20 protein-coding genes and 2 riboswitches are annotated in these 21,921 nt (G+C 68.9%); of the genes, 4 read left to right on the top strand and 16 right to left on the bottom strand.

Annotated features, from left to right (window positions below; translation table 11 throughout):
* The first annotated feature begins 111 nt into the window (after positions 1-111).
* The 4 genes from L1081_RS04410 (at position 112) to gcvP (ending at position 5,512) form a co-directional block, all read left to right on the top strand.
* Positions 112-669, top strand: a complete 558-nt coding sequence (locus tag L1081_RS04410; protein WP_489415361.1) for a hypothetical protein — start codon at positions 112-114, stop codon at positions 667-669.
* 31 nt (positions 670-700) lie between these two features.
* Positions 701-791: riboswitch (glycine riboswitch) on the top strand.
* A 12-nt stretch (positions 792-803) separates the two neighbouring features.
* A riboswitch (glycine riboswitch) is annotated at positions 804-910 on the top strand.
* 45 nt (positions 911-955) lie between these two features.
* The gene (gene gcvT / locus L1081_RS04405) at positions 956-2,134 is read left to right on the top strand and encodes a glycine cleavage system aminomethyltransferase GcvT (RefSeq protein WP_489415360.1); all 1,179 of its coding nucleotides are present in this window, start codon (positions 956-958) and stop codon (positions 2,132-2,134) included.
* Between the two features lie 48 nt (positions 2,135-2,182).
* A complete protein-coding gene (gene gcvH / locus L1081_RS04400; protein ID WP_012748398.1) occupies positions 2,183-2,554 on the top strand; it encodes a glycine cleavage system protein GcvH in 372 nt (123 codons plus the stop codon).
* A 51-nt stretch (positions 2,555-2,605) separates the two neighbouring features.
* Positions 2,606-5,512 (top strand): aminomethyl-transferring glycine dehydrogenase, encoded by a 2,907-nt coding sequence (gene gcvP / locus L1081_RS04395; protein WP_489415359.1) that lies wholly within the window; start codon positions 2,606-2,608, stop codon positions 5,510-5,512.
* A 10-nt stretch (positions 5,513-5,522) separates the two neighbouring features.
* Here gcvP and L1081_RS04390 read toward each other — a convergent pair whose 3' ends face one another.
* From L1081_RS04390 to L1081_RS04315, 16 genes are all read right to left on the bottom strand, one after another.
* Entirely contained in the window at positions 5,523-5,771 is a 249-nt protein-coding gene (locus tag L1081_RS04390) for a hypothetical protein (RefSeq protein WP_489415358.1), read from the bottom strand.
* A gap of 89 nt (positions 5,772-5,860) precedes the next feature.
* A complete protein-coding gene (locus tag L1081_RS04385; RefSeq protein WP_489415357.1) occupies positions 5,861-6,802 on the bottom strand; it encodes a DUF3014 domain-containing protein in 942 nt (313 codons plus the stop codon).
* Between the two features lie 126 nt (positions 6,803-6,928).
* Positions 6,929-7,606 (bottom strand): dienelactone hydrolase family protein, encoded by a 678-nt coding sequence (locus L1081_RS04380; RefSeq protein ID WP_489415356.1) that lies wholly within the window; start codon positions 7,604-7,606, stop codon positions 6,929-6,931.
* A 4-nt stretch (positions 7,607-7,610) separates the two neighbouring features.
* The gene (locus tag L1081_RS04375) at positions 7,611-8,669 is read right to left on the bottom strand and encodes a DUF561 domain-containing protein (protein WP_489415355.1); all 1,059 of its coding nucleotides are present in this window, start codon (positions 8,667-8,669) and stop codon (positions 7,611-7,613) included.
* 144 nt (positions 8,670-8,813) lie between these two features.
* On the bottom strand, positions 8,814-9,560 hold the full coding sequence (locus L1081_RS04370) for a DTW domain-containing protein (RefSeq protein ID WP_489415354.1): 747 nt from the start codon (positions 9,558-9,560) through the stop codon (positions 8,814-8,816).
* A gap of 44 nt (positions 9,561-9,604) precedes the next feature.
* Complete coding sequence (locus L1081_RS04365) at positions 9,605-10,816, bottom strand: DUF1501 domain-containing protein (protein WP_489415353.1); 1,212 nt, start codon at positions 10,814-10,816, stop codon at positions 9,605-9,607.
* A 149-nt stretch (positions 10,817-10,965) separates the two neighbouring features.
* Complete coding sequence (locus tag L1081_RS04360; protein WP_489416860.1) at positions 10,966-12,516, bottom strand: DUF1800 family protein; 1,551 nt, start codon at positions 12,514-12,516, stop codon at positions 10,966-10,968.
* A 53-nt stretch (positions 12,517-12,569) separates the two neighbouring features.
* Positions 12,570-13,040, bottom strand: a complete 471-nt coding sequence (locus L1081_RS04355; protein ID WP_489415352.1) for a hypothetical protein — start codon at positions 13,038-13,040, stop codon at positions 12,570-12,572.
* A gap of 128 nt (positions 13,041-13,168) precedes the next feature.
* Complete coding sequence (locus L1081_RS04350; protein WP_489415351.1) at positions 13,169-13,852, bottom strand: DsbA family protein; 684 nt, start codon at positions 13,850-13,852, stop codon at positions 13,169-13,171.
* 38 nt (positions 13,853-13,890) lie between these two features.
* The gene (locus tag L1081_RS04345) at positions 13,891-15,300 is read right to left on the bottom strand and encodes an MFS transporter (protein ID WP_489415350.1); all 1,410 of its coding nucleotides are present in this window, start codon (positions 15,298-15,300) and stop codon (positions 13,891-13,893) included.
* Between the two features lie 30 nt (positions 15,301-15,330).
* Entirely contained in the window at positions 15,331-17,223 is a 1,893-nt protein-coding gene (locus L1081_RS04340; protein WP_489415349.1) for a TIM barrel protein, read from the bottom strand.
* Positions 17,224-17,364: 141 nt separating this feature from the next.
* Positions 17,365-18,129 carry an alpha/beta fold hydrolase gene (locus L1081_RS04335; protein ID WP_489415348.1) on the bottom strand — a complete coding sequence of 255 codons (765 nt, stop codon included), beginning with the start codon at positions 18,127-18,129 and terminating at the stop codon, positions 17,365-17,367.
* Positions 18,126-19,346: an MFS transporter gene (locus L1081_RS04330; RefSeq protein ID WP_489415347.1), complete on the bottom strand. Its 1,221-nt coding sequence runs from the start codon at positions 19,344-19,346 to the stop codon at positions 18,126-18,128. Before L1081_RS04330 ends, L1081_RS04335 begins: the two co-directional genes overlap by 4 nt.
* On the bottom strand, positions 19,343-19,771 hold the full coding sequence (locus L1081_RS04325; RefSeq protein ID WP_489415346.1) for a carboxymuconolactone decarboxylase family protein: 429 nt from the start codon (positions 19,769-19,771) through the stop codon (positions 19,343-19,345). Before L1081_RS04325 ends, L1081_RS04330 begins: the two co-directional genes overlap by 4 nt.
* The gene (pcaB, locus tag L1081_RS04320) at positions 19,771-20,979 is read right to left on the bottom strand and encodes a 3-carboxy-cis,cis-muconate cycloisomerase (protein WP_489415345.1); all 1,209 of its coding nucleotides are present in this window, start codon (positions 20,977-20,979) and stop codon (positions 19,771-19,773) included. The genes L1081_RS04325 and pcaB overlap by 1 nt, the downstream gene beginning before the upstream one ends.
* Positions 20,980-21,079: 100 nt before the next feature.
* On the bottom strand, positions 21,080-21,913 hold the full coding sequence (locus L1081_RS04315; RefSeq protein WP_489415344.1) for a shikimate dehydrogenase family protein: 834 nt from the start codon (positions 21,911-21,913) through the stop codon (positions 21,080-21,082).
* Positions 21,914-21,921 lie beyond the last annotated feature (8 nt).

The raw sequence follows: 21,921 nt of genomic DNA, 5'->3' as shown, positions 1-21,921 counted from the left end.
TCGCAGGCTGCTTTTTTTTGCGCGGCAATGTCCCCTGTAAGGCAAACGTTTCACGAAGATGTCACCGCTTGCAACGATGCTGCAGCCTCGATTCCCGAAAGCTGTGGCGCCATGTTTCCCACCAAGACCGACAAGGCACGCGACGAACTCCAGGGCGGCCAGCGCACGCTGAGCCAGCGCGAGCGCGCGCTGCTGCTGATGGCCGACGGCCGGCGTTCGCTGACCGACTTCAGCCCGCTGTTCGCGAGCCGCACCGAAGCCGAGCAGGCGATCCAGGCGCTGGTGCTGAAAGGCTATCTGCAGGACGCGAAGCCGGTCGCGGCCGCAGCGGCCGCAAAGCCCGGCGCCGCGCCTGCGCAGCCCGTCCCGGTGCCCGCGGCCGACCCGATCCAGATCCAGACCGCGGCCGACAATTTCGACGGCAAGCGCTCGCTGGCCACCACGCGCATGTTCCTGTTCGACATCTGCGAGCGCATGTTCGTGCGCCGCGACCCCAAGTTCGCGCTGCAGATGCGCGACGCCCTGCGCGAGGCACGCGACCGCGGCGCGATGCTGACCATTGCCGCGCTGATGCTCACCGAGGTCGAGAAAACCGCCGGCGCCGAGCGGGCCGAGTCGCTGCGCGAGCGCATCGACCGGCTGCTGCCGCCGGCCGAGACCGTGCACTGAGCCGCAGACCGGGCGACCGCGATCCACTACACTCCCATGGTCAGGAGAGAGCCCCGCCAGCCGGGGCCGCCGAAGGCGCAGGGGTTTCCCGAACGCTCAGGCAAAAGGACTGACACAGCGTTGGCGCATGCCGGCGCTTCCTTGCTGGAGAGAGGCCGTTGCAATCATGCGGCGGCCCACCGAAGGAGCAAACCCCGATCGTGGGGCGAATCTCTCAGGTAAAGCGGACAGCAGGGGTGGCCCATGGCTCGCGCCATGGAATTCGTCTGCCCCTTTGGAGTGCCCCGTGGCCGCTTCCTCCGACTCCTCTTCCGCCGAACAACTCCTGAAGACCCCGCTGTACGGCCTGCACGTGGAGCTCGGCGCCCGCATGGTGCCCTTTGCGGGCTATTCGATGCCGGTGCAGTATCCCACCGGCCTCATGGCCGAGCACAGGCACACGCGCGATGCGGCCGGCCTGTTCGACATCTCGCACATGGGCCAGCTACGCCTGGTCGGCCCGGACGCGGCGGCCGCCTTCGAGACGCTGATGCCGGTCGACGTGATCGACCTCGCCGCCGGCAAGCAGCGCTACGGCCTGCTGCTGAACGACGAGGGCGGCATCCTCGACGACCTGATGTTCTTCAACGAAGGCCACGGCTCGATCTTCGTGATCGTCAACGGCGCCTGCAAGGTGGCGGACATCGCCCACATCCAGCAGAAGATCGGCGAACGCTGCGAGGTGCAGCCGCTGCCCGACCACGCGCTGCTCGCGCTGCAGGGGCCGCAGGCGGCCGCGGTGCTGGCGCGGCTGTCGCCCGGCATCGAGCGCTTCGTGTTCATGACGGGCGGCGCGGTGCAGATCGGCGGCATTCCGGCCTTCGCCACGCGCAGCGGCTACACCGGCGAGGACGGCTTCGAGATCTCGGTGGCCGGCCAGAATGCCGACGCGCTGGCCCGCCTGCTGCTGGCGCAGCCCGAGGTCAAGCCCATCGGCCTGGGCGCACGCAATTCGCTGCGGCTGGAAGCGGGGCTGTGCCTCTACGGCAACGACATCGACACCACCACCACGCCGGTCGAGGCCTCGCTCAACTGGGCGATCCAGAAGGTGCGCCGCACCGGCGGTGCGCGCGAAGGCGGCTTCCCCGGCGCGGCCAAAGTCCTGGCCCAGCTCGCCGCCGCCACGGCCGGCGCCGCGGGCCACACCGACCACGACACGCTGAAGCGCAAGCGCGTCGGCCTCGTGGCCCTGGAACGCATTCCGGTGCGCGACGGCACCATGCTGCAATCCTTCGAAGGCAAGGACATCGGCTTTGTCACGAGCGGCCTGCTCGGCCCGACGGCCGACCGCCCGATTGCCATGGGCTATGTGGCCACCGCCTTTTCCGAGCCCGGCACGCGCGTGCAGGCCATCGTGCGCGGCAAGCCGGTGCCGATGGAAGTCTCGACCCTGCCTTTCGTGCCCACGCGCTACTACCGCGGCTAGGCGCTGCTGCGTTCCAACCATCATTTTTTCCACGAGGAGTTATTCACCATGAGCATCAAGTACACCAAGGACCACGAATGGGTCTCGGCCGAAGGCAGCGCAGCCACCGTCGGCATCACCGTGCATGCGCAGGACGCGCTCGGCGATGTGGTCTTTGTCGACCTGCCTGAAGTCGGCAAGACCTTTGCCCAGGGCGAGGTGGCCGGTGTCGTCGAATCGGTCAAGGCCGCGGCCGATGTGTTCATGCCCGTGTCGGGCGAGATCACCGAAGTGAACGAAGCCCTGCGCGCCGATCCCTCGCTCGCCAACACCGACCCGCTGGCCGCGGGCTGGTTCTTCAAGGTCAAGCTCAGCGAACCCGCGCAGCTCGACGCGCTGCTCGACGCCGCCAGCTACGACAAGTTCGCTGCCGAGTCCTGATCCGTCGAGTTCGCACGCCGCCTTTTCCTCATCCCCGAGCCTTCACCCGCCATGCCGATTCCCGCCCTTCCCTCTTTGCAACAACTGGAGAACGCCGAAGAGTTTCTCGCCCGCCACATCGGGATCGATGCGGCGGACGAGGCGCGCATGCTGCCGGTGATCGGCTCGGAAACGCGCGCCGAGCTCATCGACGGCATCGTGCCCGCAGCCATCCGCCGCGCCAAGCCGATGCGGCTGCCGGCGCCCGCCACGGAGGCCGATGCGCTGGCCGAACTGAAGGCGATCGCTGCAAAGAACAAGGTCTTCAGGAGCTTCATCGGCCAGGGCTACTACGGCACGCACACGCCGGGCGTGATCCTGCGCAACGTGCTCGAGAACCCCGCCTGGTACACGGCCTACACGCCCTACCAGGCCGAGATTTCGCAAGGCCGCATGGAAGCCCTGCTCAACTTCCAGACCATGGTGTGCGACCTCACAGGCATGGCCATCGCCAATGCCTCGATGCTCGACGAAGCCACGGCCGCCGCCGAGGCCATGACGCTCGCCAAGCGCAGCGTCAAGTCGAAGAGCAACGTGTTCCTGGTGTCGGGCGACTGCCATCCGCAGACCATCGAGGTCATCAAGACGCGCGCCGCGCCGCTGGGCATCGAGGTGAAGGTGAGCACCGTCTCCGAGACTCTGCCGCACCTGATGGTGAGCGGCGAATTCTTCGGCGTGCTTGCGCAGTACCCCGCCACCACCGGCCACGTGCACGACCTGCGCCCGCTCGCGGGCCATGCGCACCAGTGCGACGCCGCCTTCTGCGTGGCCGCCGACCTGCTGGCGCTCACCTTGCTCGCGCCGCCGGGCGAATGGGACGCCGACATCGTCTGCGGCACCACGCAGCGCTTCGGCATGCCGATGTGCAACGGCGGCCCGCACGCCGCCTACCTGGCCTGCCGCGACGAATTCAAGCGCTCGCTGCCGGGCCGCCTGGTGGGCGTGAGCGTCGACACCCACGGCCAGCCCGCCTACCGCCTCGCGCTGCAGACGCGCGAGCAGCACATCCGCCGCGAGAAGGCCACTTCCAACATCTGTACCGCGCAGGTGCTGCCGGCCGTGGTGGCCAGCATGTACGCCGTGTACCACGGCCCCGACGGCCTCACGCGCATCGCGCAGCGCGTGGCCGCGCTCACGGCCATCCTCGCGCAGGGCCTCGCGCAAATGGGCCGCGAGCCGGTCAACGCCACCGCCTTCGATTCGCTGACCATCCGCACCGGCGACGACACGCCGAAGATCATCGAGCGCGCCCAGGCCGCGGGCGTCAACCTGCGCCAACGGCTGCAGCAGCACCTGGGCATTTCGCTCGACGAGACCACCACGCGCGCCGACATCGAGACGCTCTGGGCGCTGTTCGTGCCCACCGGCACTCCGATGCCGCGCTTCGACGACCTGGCCAACGCAGCGCCGCGCCTGCCCGAGGACCTGCGCCGCACCAGCGCCTTTCTCACGCACCCGGTGTTCAACACCCACAAGAGCGAAACCGCGATGCTGCGCTACATCCGCAGCCTGTCGGACAAGGACCTGGCGCTCGACCGCAGCATGATCCCGCTCGGCAGCTGCACCATGAAGCTCAACGCGACCAGCGAGATGATCCCGATCACCTGGCCCGAGTTCGCCAACATCCATCCCTTTGCGCCGGCCGAGCAGCTGGTGGGCTACGCCCAGCTCGACGCGCAGCTGCGCGCCTGGCTCTGCGAAGCCACCGGCTACGCGGGCATCAGCCTGCAGCCCAACGCGGGCTCGCAGGGCGAATACGCGGGCCTGCTGGCCATCCGCTCCTTCCATGAGGCCAACGGCCAGGGACACCGCAACATCTGCCTCATTCCTTCGTCGGCGCATGGCACCAACCCCGCGAGCGCACAGATGGTGGGCCTGCAGGTGGTGGTGACGGCCTGCGACGCGCAGGGCAATGTCGACATGGACGACCTGAAGCGCGCCTGCGAGAAGCACAGCGACAAGCTCGCGGCTGTAATGATCACCTACCCGAGCACGCACGGCGTGTTCGAAACCCGCGTGAAGGAACTCTGCGAGCTCGTGCACGAGCACGGCGGCCGCGTGTACGTCGATGGCGCCAACATGAATGCGCTGGTCGGCGTGGCCGCACCGGGCGAATTCGGCGGCGACGTGAGCCACCTGAACCTGCACAAGACCTTCTGCATTCCGCACGGCGGCGGCGGTCCGGGCGTGGGCCCGGTGTGCGTGGTGGAAGACCTCGTGCCGTACCTGCCGGGCCATGCGACGGCCGGCGTCGCATCGAACGGCGTGGGTGCTGTCTCGGCCGCGCCGCTCGGCAATGCGGCCGTGCTGCCGATCAGCTGGATGTACTGCCGCATGATGGGTGCCAAGGGCCTGCAGGCGGCGACCGAAACCGCGATCCTGAGCGCCAACTACATCAGCGCGCGCCTCAAGGACCACTACCCCACGCTGTACGCGAGCCCCAACGGCCACGTCGCGCACGAGTGCATCCTCGACCTGCGCCCGCTCAAGGACAGCAGCGGCGTCACCGCCGAGGACGTGGCCAAGCGGTTGATCGACTACGGTTTCCATGCGCCGACGCTGAGCTTTCCCGTGCCCGGCACGCTGATGGTGGAGCCCACCGAAAGCGAACCGCTGGCCGAGCTCGACCGCTTCATCGACGCGATGATCGCGATCCGCGGCGAGATCCGCCGTGTCGAGGAAGGCGTCTGGCCGAAGGACGACAACCCGCTCAAGCATGCGCCGCACACCGCGGCCAGCCTGCTCGGAACGGAATGGCCGCACCCCTATTCGCGCGAACTCGGCGCGTTTCCGCTGACGGAACTCAAGCAGGCCAAGTACTGGCCGCCGATCGGCCGCGTCGACAACGTGTATGGCGACCGCAACCTGTTCTGCAGCTGCGTGCCGGTGGGCGACTACAAGGAAACCGAAGAGGCCTGAAAAAAGCCCCTCAGGCTTCGCGGCGGTACATCGCCCATTTCACGGTGAGGATGTCCGCGGCGATCTTCGCGGCATTGACGCCTGCGTAGCTTTCGGACGGATCGAATTCGAAGCCTTCCTTGTAGCACCTGACATACGCGAAATCGCGGTCGAAGGTCATCGGACCCATGAGCTCGGCGGGGTCGGTGCCCGCGGGAAGCGCCAGGAATTTCTCGGGATCGGTGGCACTCTGGTAGAGGTCGACGCTCATCAGGTTCATACGGGTGTCCTCGAAATCTTGGGATTCCGCGAATCATCCCCGGCATCCGCGCCGCATGCAATCGGCCCGCGCCTACACGGCGCATCCAGTCAGCGCTGCTGCTGCTGTTTCTTCTTCATCAACTCGCCCGTGGCGATCTGCTCGCGGAAGCCGCGCAGGCTGGCCTTGAGCTTGCGCTCGTTCTCCAGTCCCACGCGCACCATGATCTTCTGGCCCGACGAGAGCGACTCGAGCTGCGGATCGGCGTACTCGTAGCGCACCCACGGCCGCTGCGACGGCACGTTGCTCTTCACCTCGACCAGGCGCACCTGCACCGGGCCGGCGGGCTCGGGCGCCTGCAGCAGATGGTCGATCACGGCGACGAGCCGGTCGTTGAAATAGCGCCCCGGATAGCCGAGCTCCTCGTAGGCCTGCTGGAACAGCGGATAGAGCCGCGCATACACCTTGGCCGCCTTCGCCGGATCGATCGACTCGGCCAGCATCACGATGGGGTTGTAGCGCGCGGCATTGGTGGGTGCGATGGTTTCCTTCTCGCCCTTGCCCTGGGTGGTGAAGCGCTGCTTCGTCGGCTGCACCGGCCAGGTGCTCGCGGGCGACTGCTCGCGCGCGAGGTTGTCGACCGTGGCCACGAAGCGGCGCACGATGCCTTCGAACTGCAGGAAGTCCGCCACGTTCTTGCTGCCCATCAGGTCGACGAGCGCCTTCATCACGCGCGAATCGGAATCGGCGACCTTGGGCAGCCCCGATTCGGGCAGCGCGATCGCATCGATGGGGTTCTGCGGCTCCGGGGATTCGGGCAGCGCCGGGGGCGGTGCGGGCGCAATCCCGTCGTTCGGGGCGGCGGCCACAGGCGGTTCGACCGGCAGCGGCTGTTGCTGCTGGTACCAGCGCCAGCCCAGGAATCCGGCCGCGATCGCCAGCAGCACGATGACGATGATGGTTCCGGTCGATGTCTCGCGCCGCGGCCTGTACGCGGGCGCATCGCGCGGATCGTGCGCGTCGGGAATTTCGGGGATGTCTCGGTCGGACATGTCTGCGGTTTCCTTTTTCGAGGATTGCAATGGGAGACGAGCGGCTATGGTGCACCAGATCGGCACCCGGCCGCGGCTTCGTCCCGTAACGCCCTGTGACGCGTCCCCGGCGAGAAAGTTCGCCCGCTAGGACGCGCCCGCCACCGAACCGAGCGACTGCAGCCAGGCCAGCGCGCCTTGCAGTTCGGCCGGGCGGATCTCGTGGCCGCCCGGAAAATCGGCGCCCGACAGGGCCAGCGGCAGGCCGCGCGCCAGCTCGCGCGAGGCCTGCGCGGCGCCTGGCGGAATCACGTTGTCGGCGCTGCCGTGGCTCACCCACAGCGCCTTGCCTTCGAAAGCCTCGGGCGCCGCGATGTGCGCCGCCACCTCCGGCAGCAGCCGGCCGTGCCACACCATTGCGGCGCGCACTTTCGCGGGCTGTGTCAGCAGCAGCGACAGCGCCATGATGCCGCCCTGGCTGAAGCCGCCGACCACCACGCGCTCCGGCGGCACGCCGAGCTGCTGCGACGCCGAGGCCACCATCTCGCCCACCAGGAAGCGGCTTTCGCGCTCCTGCGCCTCGTTGATGCGCCGCTCGCCATCGGCCAGCACCTGGAACTCGAACCACGCATAGGCATCGGGCGACAGTACATACGGCGCGCGCAGGCTCAGCACGTGAAACTGCGGCGGCATGAGCCGAGCCAGGCCGAACAGGTCTTGCTCGTTGCTGCCGACGCCGTGCATCAGCACCAGCAGCCAGGGCTCGCGCACGTTCGGCCCTGCGGCCTGCTCGAGAAACTTGAAAGGCAGGTGGAGTTGGGTCATGGCGTCAGGCCATAAGAGATTGAAAACCTTGCGCCAATGCGCGCGTGATCTCGGCGGCCGGCAGCTCGCGGCAGCCGGTGGCGTTCTGCCCCGACCACAGCGGAGAAAAATCGCCGCTGCCTTGCGCCTCGGCCTTGGCGCGCAGCGGCGCAATGCCCGACGTGGCCAGCGGAAACTCGGGCGCCGCCGCACCGATCGGGCCCAGTTCGCGCATCACGCGGTTGACGATGCCGCGCGCGGGGCGGCCCGTGAAGAGATTGGTCAACGCCGTGTGGCGCGCGGCATCGCTCTTCAGTGCTGCGCGGTGCACTGCGCTGGTGGTGGCTTCGGGCGCCAGCAGGTAGGCCGTGCCCACCTGCACGCCCGCGGCGCCCAGCGCCATGGCGGCGGCCACGCCGGCTGCATCGGCAATGCCGCCGGCCGCGATCACCGGGAGCCGCACCGCGCGCACCACTTGCGGCAACAGCGCGAAGGTGCCGGGCTGCATGGTCAGGTCGTGCGACAGGAAATGGCCGCGATGCCCGCCGGCTTCCAGCCCCTGCGCAATGACCGCATCGACGCCATGCGCTTCGAGCCACAGCGCCTCCTCGACCGTGGTGGCCGAGGCCAGCACCTTCGCGCCCCAGCCGCGCACCTGCGCCATCAGCACCTCCGAAGGCAGCCCGAAATGAAAGCTCACCACCGCCGGACGGAACTCGGCCAGCAGGTCAGCCACTTCGGCGCTGAACGGGTTTCGCCCCGGGCCAGTGGGGATGCTCGCGGCATCGATGCCGAACTCGGCGTAGTACGGTGCCAGCGCGCTGCGCCATGCCGCCTCGCGCTCGGCGCTCGGCTCCGGCGGCGTGTGGCAGAAGAAGTTGACGTTGTAAGGTCTGCCGGTGCCGGCGCAGATCGCGGCGAGCTCGCGGCGCATGGTGTCGGCATTCAGCATGGCGCAGGGCAACGAGCCGAGCCCGCCCGCGTTGCTGACCGCAATGGCCATGGCGCTGCCCTGCACGCCCGCCATGGGTGCCTGGATCAGCGGCAGTTCGATGCCAAGGAGTTGCTGCAATGAAGTGGTCATTGGTGGATGTTCCTTTTTTGGATGTGACGCGCATGCCAGCGCCTATTCTGCGGCGGGCCCAAAGCCCCTGCGCTCAGCCTGCAGGCGCTGCGGGAAGTGCCGCAAGCCGAGGCTAGACAATGAGCGCGGGCAAGTTCGACGACATTAGGTCGACGGCCGGATGGACACCTCGCGCAGCCGCCGATGCGCCGCATCATCCCAGGCAATGGGCTGCTGGTTCTTCGCACGCAGATAGTGGTGCGTGAACACCGCGAGGTACGCCTCCAGCGCCTGTTCGGCAAGGTTTTCGCCCGCCAGGCTCATGCACATCGCGGCCACCTCGCTGGTGCAGAAGTGGTCGTCGCGGCCGGAGTTGCGCAGCCTGTATTGCGTGATCCGCTCCGGCTGCAGGCTCAGCACCGGCAGCCGGTCGAGGTAAGGGCTTCTGCGGAACATCTTGCGCGCCTCGGCCCATGTCGCGTCGAACAGGATGAAGAGCGGCCGTTTGCCGGTGCCACTGCCGTCCGGACCAGGCGCTGGAACGGCCTGGACCACGCGCTCGGGCGCCGCATATTGCCCCGGGAACACCACGTAGGGCTGCCATTGCGGATCGTTCAGCAGCGCCAGCAGCGCGGGATCGGTTTCGGTGCGGGCCCAGCCGAAGGCAAAGGTATCGGCCACCACGTCGGCGACCAGCCAGCCGGTGTTGGTGGGCTTGAGCGGCTCGATGTCGGCCATGAGCAGGCACACACCCGCGCGCGTCGCCACCGAAGGGCGCACGGCGCACATGCAATGGCTGGGAACCAGGCGGCAGCCCGCGCAGCGTTCGCGCTTGAAGCCGCCACGGGCCAGAAAGGGTTTGGCGCTTCGCGCCAGGCGCGCGGCGCGAAGGAAGGAGACGGCGTGAGGCATGCACCGATTCTCGGCGGCTCCTGAGCGCCCGGTGCGCCGGACAGCTAGACCAGCTGCAGATCCTTCGGCGCCACCCCCTCGAACACCCGCGCAAGCTGTGCCGGCGAAAGGCCGTACATCCGCTTGAACAGCCCGCCAAACACCGCGCGGTATTCGTTGAGCACCGGATAGTCGCGGTTCTGGAACAGCGTGGCCTGCGCCACTTCCTGCTGCTCGCCCACGATGCGCCCGCCGGCCCGCGCCGAGAGGCTGCCGCCGAGCACCCAGTACACGCTGCCGTGCCCGTGGTCGGTGCCCCGGTTGCCGTTCTCGCGGAAGGTGCGGCCGAACTCGCTGATGACGACCACCACGGTCTGGCGCCAGGCGTCGTCGCCCATCTCCTCTGCGAAACCGGCCACGCCGCGGCCCAGTTCCTCGAAGCGGTTGGCAAGGTAGCCGGTGGCGCCGCCCTGCCCCACGTGCGTGTCCCAGCCGCCGACGTCGACGAAGCCGATGTCGAAGCGCTCGCGCATGAGCCGTGCCATGCGGCGTGCGACGAGTTCGAAGCCCTTGGCCGTCATTGCGTCGCGGCTGGCCGCGTCCATCTCGGCCTGCATGGCGCGCACCACCTCGTCGCGCACCTGAAAGCCCTCGGCCACCGGCCGTGCCAGCGCCGTGTTGCGGTACATCGCCGAAATCACCTCGCTCTGGCGCGCGTCGATCGAGGGACGCGCGCTGCCCGCGAGTGCCATGTTGGCGGCCTTGGCGCTGCCGCGCATCGCGATCGGCAGCTGGTTGGTGAACGCCATGGGCGACACGCCGGCCAGCGGTCCGGCACCGAGTACGGAGGCCAGGCGGTTGAGAAAGCCCGAGCCATAGTCGCGGCGCTTGTCGAGCGCCTGGCCCAGTTCGATGGAGTCCTGCGTCTCGAAGTGGCTGCGCGAGAGGTCGTCGGTGCCGGCGAAGGCGATGAAGGAGGCCTGCTTCTGCTCGAACATCGGCATCACGCTTTGTGCCAGCGCGGGGTGCAGGCCCCAGTTGCCGTCCAGCGGCAGCGCGCCGCCGGGCATGCCGGGCCGGGCGATGGCGATGTTGGGGCGCGAGGCATAGTAGAAGTCGCTGCCCGTGGGCACGAGCAGGCTGGCGCAGTCGTAGGCGCCGCGCAGGAACACGACCAGCAGCTTGGCGCCTTCGGCAGCGGGGGCGGCCACCAGCCGGCCGGCGGCGCCCGCGAGTGGCGCGCCGGCCAGGAGCTTCAAGAGTTCTCGACGTTGCATGAGGTATGTCCTTTCTTCTGCCTTGCCCCTTCCCCTTCCGGGGGAAGGTTGGGATGGGGGTCCGGCGGCGCTTGTCTCGCCTTGTGCGGCATCGAACGCCGCTTGCCCCCACCCCTGCCCTCCCCCGGGGGGAGGGAGAAAAACCTCGATCAGCGGCGCATCAGCTCGGGCGACGCCAGCAGGAAGGTGTTCCACTCCTGCGGGTTCTTCGCCTGTGCCAGCGCCTCGCGCGTGTCCGCGCCCAGGCCCGCCTGCATGGCGCGCACCGCGTGCGAATCGGCCAGTGGCGGGAATGCGGGTTTCTCCAGCGGCGCCTTGTCGTCCGTGCGGAACAGCACGGCGCCGTTGGCGCCGATGGCGCGCGCGATCTCGAAGCGCGTGTTCATCTGCCCCGCGCTGGCCCAGGCGGCTTCGTTGAGCGGATAGCCGTCGGGCGTCTCGTGGCCGTACAGCGGTTCGCCCATGCGGTTGATCCAGGCGAGCATCGGATTCGGATTCGTCACCACCCGCTCGTCGTATGCGAGCCGCACGCCGGCGATCACGTAGTGCACCGGGTCGCGGAACTTGCGCCCGAGCGAGGCGGCGAATTCGGGCGACTCGAACATCGCCTTGAGCGTGAGGGCGATGTCGCCGTCGCTGTGCGTGAAGGCCGCGGCCATGCGCTCGACCAGTGCCTGCGGCGGATCGTCGGAGATAAAGTACACGGCGAGCTTGCGCGAGATGAAGCGCGCGGTGGCCGGCGCGCGCGCCAGCCGGTCGAGCGCCTCGTCGGCCTCGGCCAGTCCGCGGCTCTGGATGGGCTGGCCCAGCAGCGTTTTCGGCCCGTAGTCGTGCCGGTTGGGGTTGAACTCGAACAGGCCCCGGCGCACGTAGTCGGCGCGCAGGGCCGGCCGCACGTTGGGCGGCGGCGCGTCGAGCGGCTGGTAGCTCACGCCCACGCCGGTAAGCACGCGCGCGAGTTCCTGCACGTCGGCTTGCGAATAGCCGCCGCCCACGCCCATGGTGTGCAGCTCCATCAGCTCACGCGCATAGTTTTCGTTGATGCGGTTGGCGGCGTTCTGCGCGTTGTCGAGGTAGCGCAGCATGGCGGGGTGGTGCAGCGTGGCGCCGAGCAGGTCGCGGAACCTGCCGAGGGCATGCGGGCGGACCGCGTTCTCTTCGTAGTCGCCCACCATCGCGCGGATGTTGTCCTTGCGCAGGTTGACGTTGAAGTGGTTCATCCAGAACCAGGTCATCTGCTCCTGCAGCTGGTTGGGCGAATAGAGCGCGCGCAGCACGAAGCGCTGCTGCGCCTCGCGCGCCAGCTCGTTGAGCCGCCGCTGGTAGGCCTGGCGCGCGGCCTTCTTCTGGTCTTCGTCGGGCAAGGCATCGGCGGTCTTGCGCTGCGCGTCGAGTCCGGTGACGAGCTGGTCGAGCGGCGTGCGCGAAATGGCCATGGCATCGATCTGCGCCTGAGCGGCGGGCGGCAGCGGCGCGGGCCGCGGATTGAGCTGGTCGCGCATCCAAAGCGGCAGGCCGCGCCGCGCCAGCTGCGCTTCGCTGCTCGCATTGGCACCCCAGCCCACGCGGTCGAGCCAGCGCAGCCGCGCGGCTTCGTTCATGGGTGCAGAAGGCAGGGACACCGACACCAGCGGCCGATGCTCCTCCGGCGCGCCCGCACAGGCCGCGAGCAGGGCCAGTGCGCATGCAGCCAGCGCCATCGACACGCGTCGCGGGGAGAACAACCACTGCGAAGCGGCGGCCGCCACCGCATTCACTCCGTGCGCAGGTCGTGGCGGCGCACGTCGCCGATGGCGTGCTGCGCGGTGCCGAGCGCCGCGTCGACATGCGCGAGGCCGCGCTGCTGGAACGGCCGCGAGCGCGGGTCGTCTTCTTCGCGCGCCACGTCGGAGCGCACCTTGCGCAGCAGGTCGACCGCCGCATGCAGACGGCCCTGGCGCGGCAGCCACGCGTCGGTGGGCTCGCGCCATTCGACGGGCTTGCCGTCGAGCCACGCCGCGTGCTGCAGGTCGCCGATGGCGGCGTGGATCTCGTCGAGCACCACCTGCTCGTCGCGCGAGACCTGCCCGTCTTCGGGGCGGCGGTGCTCCACCTTCCAGGCGGCCGTGCGCAGGTCGGACAGGGCGTGCAGGTAGAACGGGTGCCTGCCGTATTCGTCGGCCAACGCGGGCAGCGAGGCGGCGGCCATGAGAACGAATGCGGCGATGAGGCTTTTCTTCTTCATCTTCGGAGCTCCTGTGAGTGACGGCGGTTCGAGAACGCTTCCTCAACCGCCGTGCCCCGCTCCGCGTTGACGCACTTTACCTTCGCGACCCCTTGCCTAGTGTGAACAGGCCCTAAGCCCCGGCTAAGTCAGGCAACCGCCACGCTAGCAGGTGCAGCGCCCGCAATCTGGCGCAAGGCGCGCTCGAACACCTCGACCGGCTGGCCGCCCGAGATCAGGTGCTGGTCGTTGATGATGATCGCGGGCACCGAATGGATGCCGGCGTCGATGTACATGCGTTCGCGCTCGCGGGTTTCGCGCGCGAACTCGCCGCTGGCCAGAATCTCGCGGGCCCGCGCCGCATCGAGCCCGGCCTCGGCGGCCAGGCGCACCAGCACCTCGTGGTCGGAGGGGTTCTGGCGGTCGGTGAAATAGGCCTTCAGCAGCAGCTTCTTGAGCGCTGCCTGCCGGGCCGGGCTTTCGAGCTCGGCCCAGTGCAGCAGGCGGTGGGCGTCGAAGGTGTTGTAGATGCGCGGCCGGCCCTCGGGGCTGAACTCGAAGCCCACCTCGGCCCCGCGCTGGCGAATCATCTCGCGCGACTGCGCCTGCTGTTCACGCGTGGAGCCGTATTTCTGGCTCAGGTGCTCGAAGGTGTCCTGGCCTTCCGGCGGCATCTGCGGGTTCAGCTCGAAAGGCTGGAAATGCAGTTCCGCCGTGACCTCGGGCGCGAGGCGCCGCAGCGCCGCCTCGAGCGAGCCCAGGCCGACGGCACACCAGGGGCAGGAAACATCGGAAACGAAATCGATCTTGAGATGGGAGGTCATGCCCGCCATTTTTCATCGCCCCGACGCCCTTGGTGCGCGCAAGGTCTTCAGGCCGCGGCCTTGGCGGCCATGCGTGCGGTGGCGAGCGTTTCTTCGCGCAGCCGGTCGTATTCGAGCTTGTCGACCGGCACCGCATCGGGGTTGCCGAGGTCGTTCATGTGCACGCGGTAGGTTTCGCGCGCGCTCAGGGCCGAGACTGCGGCAATGGCGCAGATCGCCAGCGTGATGGCGCCGACGGTCAGCGGGATGTTGGCGGCGCCGGGGGGCGCGACCGCCACGAACAGCGCCGGCAGCAGCGCCGTGATGGCGGTGCCGATGTTCTGCGAGATCGCCATGCCCGAGACGCGGGTGCGGGTGGGGAACATCTCCGGATAGAAGCTCGGGAACACGGCGTTGTAGCCCTGGTAGACCACGCCCCACATCAGCAGCGACATCACGATGGCCAGCGGCACGTTGTGGATGCTGATGGCATACAGGTAGCCGAACGACAGCAGGCCCGAACCGATGGCGCCGACGGCGATCGGCAGGCGGCGGCCGACCTTGTCCGACAGGTTGCCGACGAACGGGATCACGATCACGGCCAGGATGTTGCCCATCACCGGAATCCAGAGGTAGATGTCCTTCTCGAAGTTGATGCCGTAGCCCGGCTGCACCGCGTAGGCGGCGCCGAAGATGGTCGCGACCACCGGGATCACGTTCATCAGCGAGCACAGCAGCACGCGCAGCATGTCGCCCCAGCTCTCGGTCACGGCCTGGATCACCGGCGCCTTCGGCTTTGTGCTCTTCTCGACTTCGGCAAAGGCGGGGGTCTCGTCCACTTCCTTGCGGATGATGTAGCCGGCCACGATGACGATGAAGCTCAGCAGGAACGGAATGCGCCAGCCCCAGGAATTGAAGGCCTCCTTGTCCATGTAGTGCGCGAGCGGCAGGAACACGGCGGCCGCCATGATCTGGCCGGCCTGCACGCCCTGCAGCGTGAAGCTCGCGAAGAAGCCGCGGCGCCCGAACGGCGCGTGCTCCAGGATCATCGAGCTTGCACCCGAAATCTCGCCGGCCACGGCGAAGCCCTGGATCAGGCGCAGCACCACCAGCAGCGCAGGTGCCCACAGGCCGACCTGGTCATAGGTCGGCAGCAGGCCGACGGCGATGGTGGAAAAGCCCATCAGGAACATGCACAGGATCAGCACCGTCTTGCGGCCGTGCGTGTCGCCCCAGTGGCCCAGCAGCAGCGCGCCGATCGGCCGTGCGACGTAGCCCACCCCGTAGGTCGCGAGCGACGCGATGATCGCGATCTGCGGGTCGCCCTTGGGAAAGAAGATCTGCGGAAAGATCAGCGCCGCCGCGGTGGCGTAGATGAAGAAGTCGTAGTACTCCAGCGCCGAGCCGATCCAGCCGCTCGCGGTGGCCTTCTTCGACTGGTGCTTGCCTTTCGGCTCGTGGGCCGTGATGGTTGCCATGGTTTGTCTCCGGGTTGACGAAAAAATTATTTATTGCTGCGCCTGCGATGCCATGCGCGCGGGTGCGTTGAGCGCGCCGTAGGCGTCGTAGCCCGCGGTGCGCTGTGCCAGTTCGAAGAAGAGTCCGCCTTCGATGTTCTCGGTGTAGATGTGCAGGTAGTCGCCCGCGGGCGAACGGTCGAACAGCACGCCCGCCGCGCGCAGCCGTGCGAGCAGCGCCGGGTCCAGGTCGATGCGCGTGGCCAGGTCCTCGTAGTAGTTGTCCGAAATGGGCACGAAGCGCGTGCCCGCGGCGCGCAGCCGCGCCACGCTCTCGAAGATGTCGTCGCAGCGCAGCGCGATGTGGTGCACCGCGCCGCCGCCGGTCACGCTCAGCGTGCGCGCGGTGCGGGTGCGCTGGCTCAGCGACACGTTGAGCACCAGCCGCACGCTGCGATCGGCGTTGGCCACGCCGCGGCTGCGGATCAGGCCGAAGGGGTCGGCCAGCTCCAGGCTTTCGCCGGGCTCCAGCCCCAGCACGGCGCGCGTGAACAGCACCCAGGTGTCGAGCTGGTCGAGCGCAAGGCCCAGCGCCACGTGGTCGACCTGCGCGAGGCCGGCGCCGCGGACATCGGCCGCAGCGTCTTCCTCGAGGATGAAGTCGGCCTCGTACAGGCCGTTGGTGCCCAGGGCCTCGGGCACGAAGTTGATCAGGTTGCCGCCCGGCGCCACGATGGCCGGCACGCGCAATTCGTTCGGGCCGACCGGGCTGTCGTGGCGCTGCGAGCGCATGGCCGTGGCACGCTCGACGGCGGCCAGCGGATCGGCGCAGCGCACGCCCAGCGCACATACCGAGGTGCCGTGCGCCTCGAAGCGGCTGCGCGCGAACGAATCCGGCTGCGCGTTGACGATCAGGTTGATCTCGCCCTGGCGGTACAGCGCCACGGCCTTCGAGCGGTGCCGGCCGACGCGGCGGAAGCCGAGCTGCTCCAGCAGCGCGCCGAGCGTGCCGGCCGAGGCCTCATCGGCCGCGAACTCGATGAACGACAGGCCCGAGAGCGCCGGCACGGGCGGCGGGCTGAACAGCTCGATCTGTGGTTTCAGCGCCGGCACATCGGCAGAGGAAGCCAGCCGCCGCTGCGCCTCGCTTTCGAGGTACAGCAGCGAGCGCATGGCGTCCACCGCGGTGCGGCGGTTGGGCGTTTCGCGGAACAGGTCGTTGAAGATTTCCAGCGACAGCGGGCCGGTGTAGCCCGCGCGCAGCACCTGCTCGAAGAAGCCGATCACGCCGAGATCGCCCTGCCCCGGGAACGAGCGGTGGTGGCGCGCCCACTGCAGCACGTCCATCGACAGCAGCGGCGCGTCGGCCATCTGCAGGAAGAAGATCTTGTCGCCCGGGATGGCGGCGATGCCCGTGGCATCGTCCTTCAGCGACAGCGTGTGGAAGCTGTCGAGGATCAGCCCGAGCTGCGGGTGGTCGGCCTGCTTCACGATGTTCCAGGCCTGGCCATACAGCGAGGTGTGGCGGCCCCAGGCCAGCGCCTCGAAGCCCACGCGCAGATTGCGGCGCGCGGCACGTTCCGCGAGCTCGTGCAGCTGCGCGGCGGCCAGCGCGGGGTCGTTCACCGAGAGCGGCGAGGTGTTCGAGCAGCACAGCATCAGCGGCGCGCCCATGGCCTCCATCAGGTCGAACTTGCGCTCGGCGCGCTCCAGGCTGCGGCGGAACTGCGCCTCGGGCATGCCCTCGAAATCGCGGAACGGCTGGTACAGGTCGATCGAGAGGCCGAGGTCCGAGGCAATGCGGCGCAGCTCGGCGGCGCTGCCCTTGAAGTTGACGAAGTCGGCCTCGAACAGCTCGATGCCCTCGAAGCCTGCGGCTGAAACGGCTTCGAGCTTCTGGCGAAGCGTGCCGCTGAGGGAGACGGTGGCAATGGAGCGATGCATGGGGGTGACTGTAGGAACACCCGCCGTCGCCTACAACGCTCTGCGCGCACTCAGTGTTCGATCATCGAACGCATGCGTGCACTATTCGCACGAAATAGGGGTTAGACCTAGGCCGGACCCAGGCGTCCGAAGCCGCATTTCTCAAAGGCTGCGCCAGTAATCGATCAGCAGCTGGGTGAACTCGACCGGCCGCTCCACCGCGCTCAGGTGCGCCGCATCGATGGTGGCCAGGCGCGCGCCGGGAATGGCGGCCGCGATGGCTTCGGACATCGCCAGCGGCGTGGCCTCGTCCTGCAGCCCCGCGATCACCAGCGTGGGCACGGCGATGCGGCGGTTGCCCTCGCGGAAATCGATGGCCGCCACGGCGTTGCAGCTTTCGATGTAGCCCTGCGCATCGGTGCGCACCAGCACGTCGTGCAGCGCCTCGGCCGCAGCCTTGCCCTCCTGCGTGGTGACATAGCCGTGCGTGAGCCAGCGCGCCACCGCGCCCGGTGCGATGGCGGCCACGCCCTTGGCGGCCACCGTCTCGGCGCGCGCGCGCCACGGCGACTGGTCGGGGTAGTGGGCCGACGAATTCGCGATCACCACGCTGCGCAGCAGCTCGGGATGGCGCACCGCCAGCGCCTGCGCGGTCATTCCGCCCATCGACAGCCCGACGAAGTGCACCGGCTCCCCGCCGCCTTCGCGCTGGATGAGCTCGGCCGCGTCCTGCGCCAGCGTCTCCACGCGCAGCGCACCCGACACCACCTGCGAGCCGCCGTGGTTGCGGTGGTCGTAGCGGATCACGGTGTGGGCACGCGCAAGCTGCTCGGCCACGCCGTCCCACATGTGCAGGTCGCAGCCCAGCGCATGGCTCAGCACGACAAAAGGACCGCTGCCTTCGCGGACGACGTTCAAACGGGTCATGGTGATTCCTTTTCTTTCATCGGATGTTGAAGACGCGGCAGCCAGAGGAACGCGATGGTCAGCAATCCGCAGCCCGCGAGCAGCATCGGAACGACCATCGGCCAGGCGCCGTTCGAAAAATCGGTGTCGACGAACTGCGCCGCCATCTGCCCGACGCTGAACGCCACCATCATCATGCCGAAACCCGACCACGACACGGCCCGCCCCGCGAGGTGCGGCAGGTCGCCCACGGCGCCGGCCTGGCCGCAGGGCTGGTGGATGCCGTGGCCCAGGCAATAGACCGCGTGGCCCGCGAGCAGCGGCAGCGCGCTGTGCGGCGCCAGCCAGCAGCCGAGCGCCTGGATCGCCGCGCCGGCCATGCTCAGCGTGGCGCCCAGCTGCACGGTGCCCACCGGGCCGTACCTGCGCAGCAGGCGCCGGCACAGGGTGGTGCTGAAGATGTAGACCAGCGAGCCGCCGGCCGGGATCCAGCCGTACATCGCGGGCGACCAGCCCAGGTAGCCGATGTAGACCATCGGCGACAGCAGCAGAAAGCAGAAAAGGCCGCCGTAGGTGGTTGCGGCCACCGAGGCCCAGGCCCGAAAGCTGCGGCTCGCGAACACGGCGCGGGTGCTGCCGCGCGGTGCCGAAAGCTCGCCCGCCAGCGGCCGCCGCGTCTCCGCGAACGAGCGCCAGCAGAGGGCAAGCAGCACCAGCGCGTAGAACGCCATCGACGCCATCACCCAGCGCCAGCCGGCGCCTTGCACCAGCCATGCGCCCAGGAGCGGCGCCAGCAGCCCCACCACGCCCAGGCCCGTGAGCCCGCGCGCCATGACGTGCGGACCTTCGTGCGCGGGATAGAGGTCGCGCACCGCGGCGCGTGCGCACACCAGGATGGCCGCCATCGAAAAGCCCTGCAGCGTGCGCCAGCCCGCGAGCACCGCCACGCTGCCGGCGAAGGCGCCGCCCAGCGCCGCGATGGCGTAGCAGCCAAGCCCCGCCAGCAGCACCGGCCGGCGGCCGAAGCGGTCGGCCAGCGGGCCGCACAGCAATTGCGCAAAGCCGAAGGCCAGCACGAACAGCGTAAGGCTGGTGCTGGCCGAGCCCAGCTCCTTCGCGATGGCGGGCAGCGCGGGCAGGTAGCTGTCGGTGGCCACGGGCTGCGCCGCCAGGAGCAGCGGCAGCAGCAGGCCGAAGCCGGGTTCGAACCGGTCCTTGCGGATGCGCGGCCCGGTCACTGCGCGGCCGCGGCCAGCAAGCCCTTCTCGCGCAGGATGCCGGTCGCAATGCCGAAGGCGTGGTTCGCCACCGGCACGCCGCAGTAGATGGCCGCCATCATGATGACTTCCTTGATGTCCTCGGGCGTCAGGCGCGACTCGGGCGGACCGTCGAGCGCCGCGCGCACGTGCATCGCGAATTCTTCATAGGCGTGGATGCCCAGCATCATCGACAGCACCATGAAGCGGCGCGTCTTGTCGCCGAGCGCGGGCCGGCCCCAGATGTCATTCCAGGCATGGCGGGTGATGAGTTCCTGGAACTCGGCGTTGAACGCGTTGCGGTTGGCGAGCGACTTGTCGACCCAGGCGTCGCCGAGCACGCGGCGGCGGTTGACGAGGCCGGCTTCGTAGTCGTTCGGGGGTGTGGTGCTTGCTTTGTCGGTCATCAGGGGGTGTCTTTCGCAGTCAGTTGGGCGCGCAGTGCCGCGACTTGCCGCAGCGCGGTCTCGCCGGCGGGGCCGGCCAGCGCGGGGTCGAACCATTCGTCCGCAGCCTCGCGCGGCAGCTCCGCGCGCAGGGTGTCGATGTTGGCCCGCATGCGGGCCGCGTCGACCTGCAAGCCCGGCAGCGCACTGGCCAGGGCACGCGCGCTGCCGTGCGCCGACATCAGCAGTTGCGGCCATTCGGCCAGCTCGGCCTGCCAGCCGCCGAGTGCGCGCTCGTGTTCCTGCGGCATCGCGGCCAGCAGCGCGGCCACGCGCTGCGGTGCACGCTGGGCCGCGGCCAGGGCAACCATCGCCGCCACCGGGTTGCGCTTGTGCGGCATCGCGGAGGAGCCGCCGCGGCCCGGCTCGGTGGGCTCGGCCACCTCGCCGACCTCGTACTGGCCCATGAGCGCGATGTCGCGCGCGATCTTGCCCAGGCTGCCCGTGAGCAGCCCCAGTTCGCAGCCGAGCGCGACCCATTCGTCGCGCTGCGTGTGCCAGGTCGCACCGGCATTGCCGAGGCCGAGCTCGTCCGCCACGCGCTGCACGACGGCCGGGCCCTGCCCCTTCATCTGCGAGAGCGTGCCGACGGCGCCGCCGAGCTGCACGCTCAGCGCATGGCGCGCGGCCTCGCGCAGGCGGGCGCGGCTGCGCACCAGCGGCGCGGCCCAGCCGGCGCACTTGAGGCCGAAGCTCGTGACCGACGCGGGCTGCATCAGCGTGCGCGCAAGGATCGGCGTGGCGGCATGCTGTGCGGCGTGCTGCAGCAGCGCCTCGATGGCGCGGTCGACGTCGGCTTCGATCAGCGCGATGCCTTCGCGCGTGACCAGCGCCATCGCGGTGTCGATCACGTCCTGGCTGGTGCTGCCGAAATGCACGAAGGGCACGGCGGCGGGATTGAACAGGCCCACGGCCTCCTTCAGGGCCTTGACCAGCGGAATCGCGACGCTGCCGGCGCGGCCGCTGTCGCGCACGATCTTGGCCACGTCGAACAGCTCGACCTTGCAGCTGCCGACGATCGAATGCGCGGCCGCCTCCGGCACCAGTCCGAGCGCGGCCTGCGCGCGGGTCAATGCGGCTTCGAAGCGCAGCATCGCGTCGACGAAATTGTGGTCGCTGAAGGCGGAAAGCGTCTCGGACGTGGAAAGAAAGCCTTCAAAAATGCTCATGGTGAATGTCTTCTTGCGTCAAAAAAATCGAGTGAGCGCAACAGCATTACACCGCGTCTTCTCTCGCCCCGCACAGCGCAGGGCCGGCGTTGCACACTGTTCAGTAGCTGATCTTCGCCTCGGCACGCAGCGCATCGGCCGTCGCCGTGCCGAAGCCGAAGAACTCGAGGTACGCGGGAATCATCTCGAACAGCATGTCGGTGCCCACCTGCACGGCACAGCCCTTGTCCCGGGCGGCACGCAGCAGCGGCGTGTATTCCGACTTCATGACCACTTCGCCGACGAAGGTCGAGGCCGCGATGCGGTCCACGTCGAAAGGCAGTGGATCGCCTTCCTTCATGCCCAGCGGCGTGGCATTGACGATGAGGTCGAAGCCGGCCGGATCGTTCGAGCCGGTGGACACGGCCAGCGCCGGATAGTGCGTGCGCAGGCGCCCGGCCAGCGCTTCGGCCGAAGCCGCGTAGGCATCGAAGAGCGCAATCTGCGCAACGCCGGCCGCGGCCAGCGAGGCCGCAATTGCCGAGCCGACACCGCCGCTTCCGGAGACCAGCACGCGCGCGCCCTCGAGCGCGCAGCCCTTGCGCAGCACACCGCGCACGAAGCCGGCGCCGTCGAACTGGTCGCCCACCAGCGTGCCGTCGGCGCGCTTGAGCACCGCGTTGCAGGCGCCGGCAATCTTTGCGGTGGGCGTGACCTCGTCGACCAGGCCCATGGTCGTGATCTTGTGCGGCATGGTCACCAGAGCGCCCCGGATGTTGGTGAGCCGGAACAGCGCGGCGAAAGCCGCGGGATAGTCCTCGGGCTTCACGCCCATCGGCACCACGACGGCGTCGATGCCCTGCTTCTCGAACCAGGGGTTGTAGATCATCGGCGCCTTGAAGCTTTCGGTGGGAAAGCCCAGGTGCGCGACGAGGATGGTCTTGCCGGAAATCATGTCGGTCA

The organism is Variovorax sp. MSC1_012, from assembly GCF_023667525.1.
GTDB lineage: Bacteria > Pseudomonadota > Gammaproteobacteria > Burkholderiales > Burkholderiaceae_C > Variovorax > Variovorax beijingensis_B.
This window is presented reverse-complemented; position numbering and strand designations above follow the sequence as displayed.

What these genes read in the sequence shown, in the direction of transcription:
- L1081_RS04410 (WP_489415361.1), top strand. Translation starts at nt 112, where the DNA reads ATGTTTCCCACCAAGACCGACAAGGCACGCGACGAACTCCAGGGCGGC.
- gcvH (WP_012748398.1), top strand. Translation starts at nt 2,183, where the DNA reads ATGAGCATCAAGTACACCAAGGACCACGAATGGGTCTCGGCCGAAGGC.
- gcvP (WP_489415359.1), top strand. Translation starts at nt 2,606, where the DNA reads ATGCCGATTCCCGCCCTTCCCTCTTTGCAACAACTGGAGAACGCCGAA.
- L1081_RS04390 (WP_489415358.1), bottom strand. Translation starts at nt 5,771, where the DNA reads ATGAACCTGATGAGCGTCGACCTCTACCAGAGTGCCACCGATCCCGAG.
- L1081_RS04385 (WP_489415357.1), bottom strand. Translation starts at nt 6,802, where the DNA reads ATGTCCGACCGAGACATCCCCGAAATTCCCGACGCGCACGATCCGCGC.
- L1081_RS04380 (WP_489415356.1), bottom strand. Translation starts at nt 7,606, where the DNA reads ATGACCCAACTCCACCTGCCTTTCAAGTTTCTCGAGCAGGCCGCAGGG.
- L1081_RS04375 (WP_489415355.1), bottom strand. Translation starts at nt 8,669, where the DNA reads ATGACCACTTCATTGCAGCAACTCCTTGGCATCGAACTGCCGCTGATC.
- L1081_RS04370 (WP_489415354.1), bottom strand. Translation starts at nt 9,560, where the DNA reads ATGCCTCACGCCGTCTCCTTCCTTCGCGCCGCGCGCCTGGCGCGAAGC.
- L1081_RS04365 (WP_489415353.1), bottom strand. Translation starts at nt 10,816, where the DNA reads ATGCAACGTCGAGAACTCTTGAAGCTCCTGGCCGGCGCGCCACTCGCG.
- L1081_RS04360 (WP_489416860.1), bottom strand. Translation starts at nt 12,516, where the DNA reads ATGGCGCTGGCTGCATGCGCACTGGCCCTGCTCGCGGCCTGTGCGGGC.
- L1081_RS04355 (WP_489415352.1), bottom strand. Translation starts at nt 13,040, where the DNA reads ATGAAGAAGAAAAGCCTCATCGCCGCATTCGTTCTCATGGCCGCCGCC.
- L1081_RS04350 (WP_489415351.1), bottom strand. Translation starts at nt 13,852, where the DNA reads ATGGCGGGCATGACCTCCCATCTCAAGATCGATTTCGTTTCCGATGTT.
- L1081_RS04345 (WP_489415350.1), bottom strand. Translation starts at nt 15,300, where the DNA reads ATGGCAACCATCACGGCCCACGAGCCGAAAGGCAAGCACCAGTCGAAG.
- L1081_RS04340 (WP_489415349.1), bottom strand. Translation starts at nt 17,223, where the DNA reads ATGCATCGCTCCATTGCCACCGTCTCCCTCAGCGGCACGCTTCGCCAG.
- L1081_RS04335 (WP_489415348.1), bottom strand. Translation starts at nt 18,129, where the DNA reads ATGACCCGTTTGAACGTCGTCCGCGAAGGCAGCGGTCCTTTTGTCGTG.
- L1081_RS04325 (WP_489415346.1), bottom strand. Translation starts at nt 19,771, where the DNA reads ATGACCGACAAAGCAAGCACCACACCCCCGAACGACTACGAAGCCGGC.
- pcaB (WP_489415345.1), bottom strand. Translation starts at nt 20,979, where the DNA reads ATGAGCATTTTTGAAGGCTTTCTTTCCACGTCCGAGACGCTTTCCGCC.
- L1081_RS04315 (WP_489415344.1), bottom strand. Translation starts at nt 21,913, where the DNA reads ATGATTTCCGGCAAGACCATCCTCGTCGCGCACCTGGGCTTTCCCACC.